Source organism: Chromobacterium violaceum ATCC 12472 (assembly GCF_000007705.1).
Taxonomy (GTDB): Bacteria; Pseudomonadota; Gammaproteobacteria; order Burkholderiales; family Chromobacteriaceae; genus Chromobacterium; species Chromobacterium violaceum.
The window spans coordinates 2183080-2196199 of record NC_005085.1; the positions used below are offsets into that span (position 1 = coordinate 2183080).

12 protein-coding genes, 1 other RNA gene and 2 riboswitches are annotated in these 13120 nt (G+C 64.6%); of the genes, 8 read left to right on the top strand and 5 right to left on the bottom strand.

The window, feature by feature from the left end:
• Nucleotides 1-95 precede the first annotated feature (95 nt).
• Together CV_RS23490 and CV_RS09780 are read right to left on the bottom strand one after the other, a co-directional pair.
• Complete coding sequence (locus CV_RS23490) at nucleotides 96-1139, bottom strand: CAP domain-containing protein (protein WP_158303312.1); 1044 nt, start codon at nucleotides 1137-1139, stop codon at nucleotides 96-98.
• Between the two features lie 126 nt (nucleotides 1140-1265).
• Nucleotides 1266-2339 carry a hypothetical protein gene (locus CV_RS09780; protein ID WP_011135551.1) on the bottom strand — a complete coding sequence of 358 codons (1074 nt, stop codon included), beginning with the start codon at nucleotides 2337-2339 and terminating at the stop codon, nucleotides 1266-1268.
• Between the two features lie 104 nt (nucleotides 2340-2443).
• On the opposite strand from CV_RS09780, the gene CV_RS09785 reads away from it, so the two are divergent.
• The 7 genes from CV_RS09785 (at nucleotide 2444) to CV_RS09805 (ending at nucleotide 7918) form a co-directional block, all read left to right on the top strand.
• Nucleotides 2444-3166, top strand: a complete 723-nt coding sequence (locus CV_RS09785) for a GAF domain-containing protein (protein ID WP_011135552.1) — start codon at nucleotides 2444-2446, stop codon at nucleotides 3164-3166.
• 59 nt (nucleotides 3167-3225) lie between these two features.
• Nucleotides 3226-3843, top strand: a complete 618-nt coding sequence (ribA, locus tag CV_RS09790) for a GTP cyclohydrolase II (protein ID WP_011135553.1) — start codon at nucleotides 3226-3228, stop codon at nucleotides 3841-3843.
• A gap of 69 nt (nucleotides 3844-3912) precedes the next feature.
• Nucleotides 3913-4277: a transfer-messenger RNA gene (ssrA, locus tag CV_RS22845) on the top strand.
• A gap of 205 nt (nucleotides 4278-4482) precedes the next feature.
• Nucleotides 4483-4656, top strand: coding sequence for a hypothetical protein (locus CV_RS23790; protein WP_155417040.1), 174 nt, complete (start codon nucleotides 4483-4485; stop codon nucleotides 4654-4656).
• A 486-nt stretch (nucleotides 4657-5142) separates the two neighbouring features.
• Nucleotides 5143-6573, top strand: coding sequence for a copper-containing nitrite reductase (gene nirK / locus CV_RS09795; RefSeq protein ID WP_115610227.1), 1431 nt, complete (start codon nucleotides 5143-5145; stop codon nucleotides 6571-6573).
• Nucleotides 6570-7346, top strand: coding sequence for a formylglycine-generating enzyme family protein (locus CV_RS09800; protein ID WP_011135556.1), 777 nt, complete (start codon nucleotides 6570-6572; stop codon nucleotides 7344-7346). The genes nirK and CV_RS09800 overlap by 4 nt, the downstream gene beginning before the upstream one ends.
• Nucleotides 7343-7918, top strand: a complete 576-nt coding sequence (locus CV_RS09805) for an SCO family protein (protein WP_011135557.1) — start codon at nucleotides 7343-7345, stop codon at nucleotides 7916-7918. Before CV_RS09800 ends, CV_RS09805 begins: the two co-directional genes overlap by 4 nt.
• Before the next feature lie 9 nt (nucleotides 7919-7927).
• Here the strand turns inward: CV_RS09805 and CV_RS09810 are convergent, their stop codons facing one another.
• Nucleotides 7928-8620: a TIGR02117 family protein gene (locus CV_RS09810; RefSeq protein WP_052278801.1), complete on the bottom strand. Its 693-nt coding sequence runs from the start codon at nucleotides 8618-8620 to the stop codon at nucleotides 7928-7930.
• 194 nt (nucleotides 8621-8814) lie between these two features.
• Between CV_RS09810 and CV_RS09815 the strand changes: the two genes are divergently transcribed.
• The gene (locus tag CV_RS09815) at nucleotides 8815-9504 is read left to right on the top strand and encodes a restriction endonuclease (protein WP_052278802.1); all 690 of its coding nucleotides are present in this window, start codon (nucleotides 8815-8817) and stop codon (nucleotides 9502-9504) included.
• Between the two features lie 55 nt (nucleotides 9505-9559).
• Here the strand turns inward: CV_RS09815 and CV_RS09820 are convergent, their stop codons facing one another.
• Both CV_RS09820 and CV_RS09825 read right to left on the bottom strand, forming a co-directional pair.
• Entirely contained in the window at nucleotides 9560-10174 is a 615-nt protein-coding gene (locus CV_RS09820; protein WP_011135560.1) for a trimeric intracellular cation channel family protein, read from the bottom strand.
• 145 nt (nucleotides 10175-10319) lie between these two features.
• Nucleotides 10320-10418: riboswitch (glycine riboswitch) on the bottom strand.
• A gap of 4 nt (nucleotides 10419-10422) precedes the next feature.
• Nucleotides 10423-10508: riboswitch (glycine riboswitch) on the bottom strand.
• A gap of 65 nt (nucleotides 10509-10573) precedes the next feature.
• The gene (locus CV_RS09825; RefSeq protein WP_227590079.1) at nucleotides 10574-12937 is read right to left on the bottom strand and encodes a DUF3141 domain-containing protein; all 2364 of its coding nucleotides are present in this window, start codon (nucleotides 12935-12937) and stop codon (nucleotides 10574-10576) included.
• Nucleotides 12938-13120 lie beyond the last annotated feature (183 nt).

The following is a 13120-nucleotide window of genomic DNA, read 5'->3' on the forward strand; positions in this document are numbered from 1 at the left end:
TTTTGTTTTGCGATTATGGAGTGTTGCAATTGGCGCTCTATTGCATGGCTTTGGCTGTTTTCCGCAGAGCGTATTGAGCGGAGTTTATGGGGCGCTTAATTGGCTGATCTATAGGAAGCCCAGCTGTCTGGATCAGAGCCGGTTCCGGTTTTGAATGTGAAGTTGCGGCTGAATGGCATGCCGTTGACGGTGCCGGTGATGTTTGCATTGTAACGGGTATTGGCCATCAAGTTGGACTGGGGCACGACTAAAGCCTGATAGGGCTTGAGTACATGCTTGGGATCGGACTCCGGGTTGACCAGTGCGAAATAGTAAGGGATTTCTGCTCGGTCTGCGTTGGTGAGGCTGGCGCTGGTTAATTTGATTTTGCTAGAAGGGCTTGTCTGGACCAGGATGGGAGGGCCTGCGAAATTTCCTGGATAGCCAGGGTAGAGATTATCTATTTCCATGGTGCTGCCTGTGGCCGTTCCGCTACTTCCTTCGCAGGGATAGGTGAGAACCGTATTGGGCTCTACTGCCGGGAGCGGACCGGCCACGCCATAGTTGGCAACCGTGGCTCCCGCGGCGCTGGTCCAAAACATGATCCCCAGTCCGATGGCATTGTTCCAGTCAAATGCTTTGACTATCTCTTCATGATATCCCAGCGCGTAATGCACCCCGGAACTGTTGCTCATATTCACCATGGGAACCGACGACCAATCCCAGGCGTGAAGGATGCTCTCCGTGACCGAGCCGCCATTGAAGCCGGCGGCCAGCGCTCTATCCGCCGGGGTGTTACCGGTAAAGCCCGCCAAGCCTGCGGTTTCCGTGTGGGGTGTTCGTGCCCAGAGGGGATTGTTGGTCATGTATAAGGCATGGGCTTGGGCTGCCCGGTCCAGCGCCGCGTTTTGAGCCAAGGCGGGAAAGCCGCATTGTAGACGGTCGTGATTTAAAACAGCCCAGGCGTTGCGCTGGAAGGAATCCGCAGGATAGTTGGCAATTGGGTTGGATGTTGCGGCAAACTTGGCGGCGCGTTGCGGCTTGATGTTCTGCCGCTGTTGGGTGGGCTGGCCACCATGCGGGACTGGAATAGGGGCGGCGCTTGCGCTGAGCGCAGCCGAAAGTAGCGCTGTGGCCAAAGTGGTGAGTGATGGTCTCATTGTATTTATGAGCAATGTTTTTGATTGAAAAATCAATATATCATATGATATATGAAATTTTAAGCATCCCATCGCTTGGGGGGCTGGCCCGGGAACCGGCACAGTCCATTGCGCTTTGCATGGAATCTACAGCGCTTGGACTTTGATTGCCTCAGGCCTTTCCAGCCACTCGAGAAAAGCGTCGCCTAGCCGCTGGCTTTCCGCCGTGGCGGCGCGCCAGTGCTGGCGGCGCAATTCGTCCCGTCCCAGGTAGCGGCGGAAATCCTTGCGGTCCGGCAAGTGGCGGCCGGGAAGGGCGGCCAGGTATTCGCGCGACGGCGCCAGCAGCACGGTGTTGGCGTGGTTGGCGGTGCCGGGCTTGCGCCAGGGCAGCGGCTTGTCGAACCAGCCGGGCACGATGCGGTCGGTGAAGTGCGGATACAGCGCGATGTCGTCGCCGTGGGCGAAGGGGAAATCAATGTGGTAGTCGGTGAGCCCGCCGTCGCGGTAGATCGCCGCCGGCGCGTCCGGCAACTGCACGCCGTGCAGCACGCCGGGTATCGCCACCGTGCCCATCAGCGCCTGTTCCAGATTGCCGGCGGCTAGCGGATAGAGCCGGGTTGGAATGGCGTCTGTCGGCTGGAAGCGCAGCGCGCTGCGCGGATCGTGGCAGATCACTCGGCTGAAGCTATGGCGGATCAGCGGGCGGGAGACGGCGTTCAGCGCCGCCGCCAGCGCCAGCCCGGGCAGCAGCGAGGATTTGGCCTCGCGGTTGGCCAGCCCGCGCGATTGCACTAGCAGCAGGCTCAGCCGGTGATGGGGATGCGCCAGGATGTGTTCGAAACCATCCGGTCCCAGGATGTCATGCAGCATCCGCCGCGTCTGCGCGGTGATCTGGGCGACGGTGACGTCGGGATGGTAATGCTCCTCGGTGTAGCGCTCGGCCAGCCGCGCCAGCGCCTGCGCTGGATCAGGCTGCATCGCGCAGGCGAAGCGCCAGCCGCCTATCGACGCGCCCACCAGGTCTCGTTCGCGCGCCGCGCCGGCCAGCCAGCCGAACACCGCCTGGTCCAGTCCGGTCAGCCCCACCGCCTTGGGCCCGCCGGCCGCGCCGGGCAGGATGCCCACCTGGGAGGGGTGGAGTCCCTGTTGCAGCAATCGGCGCGCGCGGGCGCCAGCCTTGATCACGAGTGCGGGTTGGCGGATATGAATGACGGTCATTAGGATATAAGAGTGGCGAAATGGCGAAGCGTGGTCGGGTTTGATATCCTGTGGCGTTTCGAATTCAAGCGCGCTCCGGCGCGCCGCTGTTCAGGAGTCTCCCCATGATACCCGCAAGCCAGCTGACCGACTATCTGCGAGAGCAGGCGCTGAAACTCGACATGACCGAACTGCAGATCGCGGTGATGACGCTGCAGGCCGTGATCGCCGTGGACAAGCCGGCGCCCAGCCGCGACCTGTACCGCTACAAGGTGCCCAAGCTGGGCGAGGGCGGCAGCTGCTCGCTGTTCGACGAGCTGGACGAAACCCCGTACGATCTGCGCCTGGCGCTGGGCGCGGAAACGCCCGAGACCACCGCGGCGTTGGTGAATCTGAGCGCGCTGCTCGACTCGGTCAATGCCAAGATCGGCGCCGACTGGCTGGGCATCTACCGCAAGATCGGCGCCGGCAAGGGCGCGGTGCTGGTCAAGCTGGCCTACAAGGGCATGGAAAGCCGCGCTGAATTCCCGCTGACCGAGGAATTCGCTGAGTTCAGCAACAACAGCCGCGTCGGCCTGACCGGTTGGGCGGTGGTGGTGGACGATGTGGAGCAATGGCGGGCCGAGGGCGGCGGCTATTACGAGTGCGATCCCAAAGTGAAGAGCGAGATCTGCCTGCCGGTGCTGCACAGCGACGACAATGTGCTGGGCATTATCGATGCCGAGTCGTTCGCCGCCGGCCATTTCACGCCGGAACGCCAGGTGTGGCTGGCCGCGCTGGCCATCGTGCTGCCGCAGCTGCTGATCAAGCTGCCGCCGCTTGAAAACGGGGAAACCCTCCCCAACTAAGCATCATCCAGGCCGCCGCGCGGCCTTTTCGCATTGCACCCCTCAGCGTTGGAGAAGTCATGTCGCCGCACCCGCAACCCGCTCCCGAACCCGTCATCCAGTATATCGCCAGCTGCAAGCTGCCCACGCCGTGGGGCGAATTCGTCATGCACGGCTTCGAGGAAGAGAGCGGCCAGGAGCATGTGGCGCTGACGCTGGGCGAGGTGGGCGACGGCCTGCCGGTGCTGGCGCGGCTTCACTCGGAGTGCCTGACCGGCGACGCGCTCTTTTCTCTGCGCTGCGACTGCGGCTTCCAGCTGGAGGCCGCGATGGAGGCGATCAGCAAAGCCGGCCGCGGCGCGCTGCTGTATTTGCGCCAGGAAGGCCGCGGCATCGGCCTGATCAACAAGATCCGCGCCTACAAGCTGCAGGATGGCGGCGCGGATACGGTGGAAGCCAATGAAAGGCTGGGTTTCCCAGCCGACATGCGCGATTTCCGCATTGCCCGCCACATGCTGGCGCATCTGGGCATCGGCAGCGTCAAGGTGATGACCAACAATCCGCGCAAGCTGGCCACGCTGGAAGCGGCCGGCATCGCGGTGGTGGAGCGTGTGCCGCTGCAAGTGGGGCGCAATCCGTATAATGACCGTTACCTGGACACCAAGGCCGCCAAGCTGGGCCACATGCTGCTCAAGTAAGATGCGCCGGGCGCGCATGCTGGCGCTCGCCAAGCGATGATAGTTGTAATATAATGAACATTCTTATCTGGGGGCGACCTGGTTTCGACGGGGGTTGCGAAGCAGATGAGGGCATACCGGGATTTCAGTCACCCCGTAAAACGCTGAATTTATATAGTCGCAAACGACGAAACTTACGCTCTGGCAGCCTAACGGCCGGCCAGACACTACAACGGTTCGCAGATGGGCCGGGGGCGTCAAAACCCTGTAGTGTCACTCTACATCTGCTAGTGCTGTTCCGGGTTACTTGGTTCAGTGCGAAATAATAGGTAACTCGCCAAAGTCCAGCCTGTCCGTCGGCGTGGCGGAGGTTAAATCCAAATGACACGACTAAGTATGTAGAACTCACTGTAGAGGACTTTCGGACGCGGGTTCGATTCCCGCCGCCTCCACCAGCACATTGAAAAGCCCCTTGCTTGCGCATGGGGCTTTTTCTTTATTCCGCTCCTCTCCGATCCCCCTTCGCTGCCTGGCATAGGAACGTTCCGAATGTTCGAGCGGGCGGGATGGCGCGGTTGATCGCTGTGTTGAACTTAACCCTACAGGCATGCGTGGAGCACGTATTTGCAACCAGACTGGGGAACGGGAGGAAGACACGAAGTGAAAGTCGGAAAAAAAGTGAAGTTTACTACCAAGGGCGGCTTTGGCAGCCGCGATGGCGAAGGAGTTGTCGAGTTGATGAAGTCCACCACGCGAGGCAGGTTTTTCGGCGTAAGGGAAGACGGCAAGAAAACCCTAACCTATGTGCGTGAACGGCAGCTGAAGGAAATCTGATATCTCCGAGCGGCTTGGCGACAGGCCGCTTCAGGATGTCGCGTGTTTTGGTTCAGCTCCTCTTGGCCCGGTTTGATGCCGGGTTTTTTTGTGTTTGCGGTTCCCATGCGCGGATGCGGATTGCGCTTGCATGCGCCGGGCGGGCCATCACTTGCGCGAGGGAGAGGCTGCCGAACTGGCGGAAATGCGCGGGGCTGGGCGCGATTCGCCAGGCTGCGCTCCGCTCGGCAGCGCGCCGCCGTTGTCCTTTTCATATCCGCCCATCATTCGCCAAAAAGCGACGCGGATCGCCCGCGGACTTGCTCTGGGTCAAGCAATCATGCCATTGATATTTCCACTGAATAGACAATTCTTCAGAATTTAACATGTATTAATTATGCATTTTAAGGCGGGCATTGCGCCCACGGTGTCAGTCTGGCGTGTCCGGCGGCTGCGTCCTTGCTGCATTCGCTACCGGCAAGCCGATATCAGGCGAGGAGTGTTGCGGTGAAAAGATTGCTGAAGAATGGATTTTTCCTGCCCGGCGTTTTGGCGGCGGCGTTGTCCTGTCTGGCGGCGCCGACGGGCGCCGGGGCCTTGCCGATTATTCATCAGGCGTTGGTGGCGCCGCCGCTGCTGCCGCCGCCGATCACGCGCAAGACGCCGGCCCGGGTGGTGGTGGATTTGACGGTGGAGGAGGTTGAGCGCGAAATCGCGCCGGGTTCTCGCTACATGTTCTGGACCTTCGGCGGCACGGTGCCGGGCAAGATGATACGGGTGCGCGCCGGCGATACCGTGGAACTGCATCTGAAGAACCTGGCCGGCAACAAGCTGCCGCACAATATCGATTTGCACGCGGTGACCGGCCCGGGCGGCGGGGCGCCGCAAACGCTGGTGGCGCCGGGCAATCAGGCGGTGTTCACCTTCAAGGCGCTGAATCCGGGGCTCTACGTCTACCATTGCGCCACCGCGCCGGTGGGCATGCACATCGCCAACGGCATGTACGGCATGATCCTGGTGGAGCCGGAGAAGCCGCTGCCCAGGGTGGACCGCGAATATTACGTGATGCAGGGGGAGTTCTACACCGGCACCGGCTATCGCGCCGGCGGGCTGCAGCCCTTCGACATGCAGAAGGCGATAGACGAAAAGCCCAGCTACGTGCTGTTCAACGGCGCCGACCGCGCGCTGGCTGGCAACCAGGCCTTGACCGCCAAGGCGGGCGAGAAGGTGAGGATCTATTTCGGCGTCGGCGGCCCCAACCTCACTTCCAGCTTCCACATCATCGGCGCGATCTTCGACAGGGTGTACAGCGAGGGCGGGGCCAATATCCAGCGCAATGTGCAGACCACGATGGTGCCGGCCGGCGGCTCAGCCATCGTCGAATTCACGCCCAGAGTGCCGGGCAATCTGACCCTGGTGGACCACTCGCTGACCCGCGCGTTCAACAAGGGCGCGATCGGCCTGCTGGCGGTGAGCGGGCCGGAGCGGCCGGACATCTATTCCAAGGGGGTGATCAGCGCGCTGGGCGCGACGGCGCCGGTTCAGGCCAAGCCTGCTCCTGGCGAAGAGGCGCCGGTCAACGCCGAGCCGCCGCAAACGCGCGAGCCGGCGCCGGCCGACCACGGCCGGGCGGTGTTCAGCAAGAACTGCGTGGTCTGCCACCAGGCCAATGCCCAGGGTTTGGACGGCGTGTTTCCGCCCTTGGCCAACTCCGACCTGATCCAGAAGAATCCGCTTGAGGCCGCCAAGATCATCCTGGGCGGCCGCGCCGGACCGATCACCGTCAACGGCGTCGGCTACAACGGCGTGATGCCGGCGCTGGACCTGTCGGACCAGGAAGTGGCCGACGCGCTCAACTATGTCAGCACGCAATTCAACCATGGCAAGCCGGTGGTCACGGTGGACGAGGTGAAGAAGCTGCGGGCGCAGCGGCAATGAGCGCGAGGCTGGCGCTCGCGCTCCTGTGCTGCTGGCTGGCGGCAAGCCTGCCGGCGCGGGCGGCGGATTACGTCGCCGTGCCCGGGGGGCCCTTCCGCAGCGCCTTGGCGCCCGATGGCGGGACGGTGGCGGTCAAGCCGTTCCGGCTGAGGGCGAGGCCGGTCACCAACGGCGAGTACCTGCGCTTCGCGCGGGCGCATCCGGCGTGGCGCCGCGGGACGGTTCCTGCCCTGTACGCGAAAGCGGGCTATCTGGCCGACTGGCGCGGCGCCGATGATTTGGGCGATGTGCCAGCTGACGCGCCAGTCACCCGCGTCAGCTGGCACGCGGCGCGCGCTTATTGCCGCAGCGAAGGCGCGCGCCTGCCGCTTTGGTACGAGTGGGAGATGGCGGCGGCGGCGGACGCTGGCCGCCGCGATGCCCGGGACGACCCGCAGTGGCGCGCGCGCATCCTGCAATGGTACGCGCAGCCTGCCGGACGCCGGCTGGCGCCGGCGGGGCGGGAGCCGAACGTCTGGGGCGTCAGCGATTTGCACGGCTCCATCTATGAGTGGGTGGAGGATTTCAACGGCCTGTTCGTCACCAGCGACAGCCGCGCCCAGGGAGAGCAGCGCACGCTGGCCACCTGCGGGGCGGCGGCCTTGTCGCTGGGGGACAGGGAGAATTACGCGATCCTGATGCGCATCGCGATGCTGGCGGCGCTGGATGCCGCCGATACCGTGGGCACGGTGGGTTTCCGCTGCGCCGGGGACGAGACGGAGGGAAGACCATGAGAGTATGGAAAAGCGGCGCGGCCGCCTGCTTGCTGGCTTTTGCATCGCACTGGGCCTGGGCGGGGGGCGAGCTGCCCGGCGATTCGCTGTACCGGCTGGAGGCGCCGCTGACCACGCAGCGCGGCGACGCGCTGACGTTTTCGGACCTGGCCGGCAAGCCGGCGCTGATCACCATGTTTTACGGCGACTGCAAGCTGGCCTGTCCTATCGTGATGGAGGGGGTGAAATCCATCATCGCGGCGCTGCCGGCGCGGGAGCGCTACCGTCCGACGGTGCTGATGGTGAGCCTGAATCCCGGGACGGATACGCCGGCCAGCCTGTCGCACCTGGCGGGCGAGCATGGGATCCGGGCGCGGAACTGGCTGCTGGCGGTCGGCAAGTCGGACGAGGACACCCGCGGCGTCGCCGCCGCGCTGGGCATACGCTATCGGCGGCTGGACAGCGGCGAGATCAACCACTCCACCCGCATCGTGGTGGCTGATAAGGACGGCCGGATCTCGGCCTCCACCGAAGATATCGGGCCCAAGCCCGATCCGGCGGTGGTCAAGGCGTTGCGCGCGCTGCTCAAGTAAGCGAGTGGATCACGGCTCCAGTTGCCAGAACAGCGGCTGGACGAAGGGAGACCACAGCGCGGTGCGCACGCCGATGGCGGCCAGCGCGTCGCGTGTCCACTGGTTGCAGGTGACGATGGGGTTGTAGCGGCCGTGGGCGGCGTAGAAGGCGTCGTTATCGTAGTAGTGGTAGCCCGGTTCCTGCGCGGCGCGGCCCCGGGCGTCCAAAGGCGCGCTGGCGCGGATGAAATCCACCAGGCGGCGGTATTGCTCCGGGCTGACCAGGATGCGGCGGGTATCTTGGCCTTCCCTGGGCTGGGGCAGGTATTCCACATGCAGCACGCTCTGGTCGAAGGCCAGCGCGGCTAGCGCCTTGCCGACGCTCAGGTCTTCCCAGTTCTGTATGGTCAGGAAGAATACTTTGCTGCCCCAGCCGATGGAGATGTAGGGCGAATGCGCGTATCGGTCAGTGCGTCGGATGTGTTCTGGAGGAAAGGCGGTGGTCCAGTCCATTGCATCGCTCTTGACCGGCATGATCAGGCTGGTATGCACGCCGTTGCTGTCCAAGTAGATGGGAATGCCGCTCGATGGCGGCCGCCAGTCGCGGTTGCTGGGCAAGAGGCCCAGCGCCAGCGCGGCGAGCAGGTAGCAGACGACGAGGGCCGGAATGGCCAACAGCGAGCGAAGAATGAGGCGGCGGATGGGGCAGGTGGAGGTGCGCATCGGTTGGCGGGACGTCGGATGAGGATATCAGGGGCTTCTTATCTACATCGGCTTGATATTTTCTGTCAAATGGACAACGTCATCCGGAAGGCTTGCAAGATGAGCGGCGCTTGAGGGAAAGCAAGACCTGCATGGCTGGCCGATGTGTGAATGGTCTGTCTTTTGCGATATGATTATGCAATTTGCGAGTTTGCATGCTGTTCGTGAAGAGATCGGGCTTGCGGGTGCTCTCCGCCGCGCCGCGCCTGCCCTGGCACACCTTGATGTCCCTGGCCGCCCTGAGCTGGTTGGCTGGCCGCCACTACCTGTTTCCCCTGTCCCCGAGAGCTGTCGTTTCCGATATCGTTTCCGGATTTTCGCTGCTGCTGCAGTACGGCGTTCCCGCCGCGCTGGCGTCATGCGCCGGCTATTCGTTCTGGAGGCGTTGCCCGGCGCGCGCCAGGGGCGGCGACGCCCCGTCGATGAAAATGCTGGCCGAGGTGTCCTGGCAGGATTTCGAAGCGTTGGTCGGCGACATGTTCCGCCGCAAGGGTTATCGGGTGGTGCCGCGCAGCGGCCATGGGCCCGACGGCGGCGTGGATCTCGAGCTGTTCCTGGGCGAGGAGCGCTACCTGGTGCAGTGCAAGCGCTGGAATACGCAGAAAGTCGGGGTGGCCGTGGTGAGGGAATTGTACGGAGTGATGCAGGCGGGGCGGGTGAGCGGCGGCTTCGTCGTCTGCAGCGGAGAGTTCACCGCCGACGCCAGGGCATTCGCGGCGGGAAAGGGCATCGTCCTGCTGCATGGCAAGGCGGTGCTGTCCAGTCTGCTGGAGCAGGCTGCCCAACAGGCCGGGGAAGACGCGGGCAGCTGCCCGTCCTGCGGCTGCGCAGTTTCGCAGCGCTGAAGAGTGACAAGAAAAAACACCCCGCCGCAGCGGGGTGTTTTTTTGGGGAGGCGGTTTAGTGATGGTCGTGCCGGTAGGCGAAAACCGGCAGCTGCCATTCGCGCCATAGCGCGGTCAGCCTCAGCGCCAAGCCGAAGGCGAAACTGGCGACCACGTTCCAGTCGTGCGGCACGGCCAGGTGGTTGAGGCCCAGGTACAGGATGGCCACCAGCAGCGACACGCTGGCGTACAGTTCGCGGCGGAACACGATGGGCACGCGGTTGCATAGCACGTCGCGCAGGATGCCGCCGGCGATGCCGGTGATCATGCCAGCCATCACCACGATCACAGGATGGTAGCCCATGCCCAGCGCCACGTCGCAGCCTATGATGGTGAACGCCACCAGCCCCAGCGCGTCCAGGATCAGGAACAGGCGGTTCAGGTGGCGCATGTAGCGGGCGACCAGCACCGCGGCTAGCCCGCCGGCGACCACCAGCAGCACGTATTCCGGGTGCTGGGTCCAGCCGATCGGATAGCGTCCCAGCACGATGTCGCGCACGGTGCCGCCGCCCAGCGCGGTGAGGAAGGCGATGACGGCTACGCCGAAAATGTCCATGTGGCGGCGGCCGGCCGCCAGCGCGCCGGTCATCGCTTCCGCGGTGATGGCGATCAGGTAGATCAGGGTCAGCATGATGAAGTCTTGCGGGTGTGAAGCGGTGAAATGTCAGCCGGGGCGATGGCCGGCGGACGGCGAAAAGCGGGAGTCGGGCGCGGCGCGCCAGCGCAAGGATGGGCGGACAAGGCAATCTCCTGGACGGTTTCCGGGTTGGGTAACAGCCTCTCCCCTTGTCCTTTTTACCTGAGAGTTGCGCGGCCTTAGGCCACTTGCCCCTTCGGTGGGCCGCGCGGGGCGGCCTCTCTCCAATCGGCTTGATTCTATACGGCGCTGCGGTACGGTTGCCTGAGCGATTATGGGAGCTTGCGTCTTCGGCGGGGGCGTGGCCCCTCTCTCCCGCAGAACCGGAATATTAGCTTTCGCTATTGCAATAGTCAATGCGGGAACCGAGCCACCCCGGCTCCCGCGCATGGCTTACGTCTTGCCTCGTTTGCCAGGCGCCGCGACGGCCGGCGCGCTGCCCGGCGCCTGGCCGTTGGCCTTGGCCGCGGGCTGGCGCGCGCGGGTCGAGGCGGCGGTCTTGGCAACTGGTTTGGCTTCGGCCGCCGGCGATTTCGAGGCCGAAGGCTTGGCGGCTTTGCGCGGCGTCTTGGCCGCGCCTGTCGGCTTGTCGGCAGGCGCTTTAGGCTCAGGCTGCGCCGCAGGGAGGACCGACCGGGCGGCCGCGTCTGCATCCAGCGCCAACACCCTGGCCGCTTCGTCCAGCCGCGCCTGGTGTTCGGCCGGGATCGGGCCGTTCAGCACCAGCAGGTCGCGCGCCAGCAGCCAGGCCTGGTGGCGGCGGTGCGGGTCGGGCAGCAGCCGGGCGAGTCCGCGCAGCGCGCGCGGGGCGTCCAGCCGCACCAGCGCCACCTGGTGGCGGACGATGTCCTTCAACTGCATCAGCGTCAGCGGGTATTCGTGGCGCACGTCGCGCATCACTCGGCGAATGGCGTTGAATGGCCGCTCGTCCACCACGCCGATGCCGATGCTGACGTAGAGCAGCAGCCGCACGAAGCCGTCTGCCAGCGTGCCCTGTTCGAAGCTGGGATCCAGCGCCTCGCGCTTCAGGCGGGCGAGCTCGCGGGTTTCCCAGGCCAGGGCCTGGCTGCGCGGCTCGCCGGCGGGGGCCACGCCGACCAGCGTGGCCAGCTGCGGCGATTCGTAGATCGAGCGGAACAGTTGCTCCTGAGCGGCGTCGCGCAGGTCGCGGTAATGGTCCAGCGACTGGACGATGAAGTCCGACACCTGTTCCTGCCACTGCCACAGCGGGTTGTCCTGGGACACGGGGCGACGCTGTTCGCGCACCTTGGCGGCGAGGCCGGGCAGCCACCACAGCCAGGGATTTCTTGGCGAGATCAGCGTGCGCTCGAAGCGGGCGGGGTGCAACTCCCGCAGCAGGCGGGCGCCAGCCTCGGTGCCGGCGGCGCGCAGCGCCGGCGAGACGTAGCGGTCGTAGACGCCCTGATTGATCTCCGACACCCGCTTCACCACCTCGAACGCGCGCTCGTCGTCGCGGCCGTCGTCCAGCGCCAGGATGTCGGACACGTCGCGGGCCTCGAAGCGGATGATGTAGCGCCCCTCGATGTATTCCTGGCCGGGCGCGTCCGGCGCGATATCCTCGATGATGGCCTCGTACAGGCCGGGCGCCAGCACGTCGACCAGGTCCAGCGCGCTGGCGAATTCGCTGTGTTCCTTGTTGGCCACGCCGGCGGACACGAAGATGCCCAGGTGGCCGACCTTGTTGTGCAGGCAGTAGACGATGGTCTGCTCGTTGTTGCGGATGTCCTCGACGTTGTCGTAGAGGTCGGCGATCCAGTTCAGCGCCTGCTGCGGCGGCGTGATGTTGTCGCCCCAGGAGGCGAACACCATGATGGGCGAGCGGATGTTGCGCATGTCTACCCGCACCTTGCCGTCGTGGCTGGTGATCTTGCCGTGCACCAGCTCGTTGCCGACGAACAGCTTCTGGGCGATCCACTCCATTTCCGCCTTGTTCAGCAGGTAATGGCCGCCCCACCAGCGCTCGAAATCCAGGTAGCGCTGCGGTTCGGTGTCCACCTTGGCGTACAGATTGTAGGACTTCTTCCACAGCGTGTTGGCCGGGTCCAGCTTTTCGAAATTCTCCACTAGGTGGGCGCCGTCGAAATGGCCGTTGCCCAGGTCGCCGGCCAGCGAGGCGGTCCAGGTGCCGCCGGTCAGTCCGCCGGCGTAGCGCATCGGATTCTTGCCGCGCACGCCGGCCCAGTAGGACAGCGGCGATCCGGCCAGCAGGATGGGGCCGACCAGTTCCGGCGCGACGGACGCGAGCATGGCCAGCGCCCAGCCGCCCTGGCAGTTGCCGATCACGAAAGGCTTGCCGTCGCTGTCCGGATGCAGCTCGTTGACGCGCTTGAGGAAATGCCCCTCGGCCTTGGCCACGCTTTCTATGGTCTGGCCAGGCACCGGCTGCGGGAAGAACATCACGAAATAGCAGGGGTGGCCTTGCTGCAGCGCGATGCCGATCTCGCTGTCCATCTTGAAGCCGCCGATGCCGGGGCCGTGGCCGGCGCGGGGGTCGATGACGACGAAGGGGCGCTTGGCGGGATCGGTGGGCGGGCAGGCTGCGGGCGGCACGATGGCCGCCAGCGCGTAGTTGGCCGGGTCGGGGAGTTCCCTGCCGTCCATGATGATACGGTAGTCGAAGACCAGCACCGGCGGCTTGCCGCTCTCGCAGTGCTCCAGATAGGTGGCGCCGCGCCGGTACAGCGTATCCCAGTACAGGACGCCGCGCTGGCAGGCGTCCAGCCAGTAATCAAACAACGGTTGAGGAAACGGGAGCTTCCCGCCTTGAACTGCAGCAGTCGACCACATTGCAACCCCTTGTTCTTGAACGGTAGGAAAAGACGCGATGCGACGGCCCGTTGAGAGCCATGGCCGTCACTGTACTCGTTATTTGCTGCGATGCAATAAATGCGAATGGCCTGGCGACGATGTGTGGCGCGC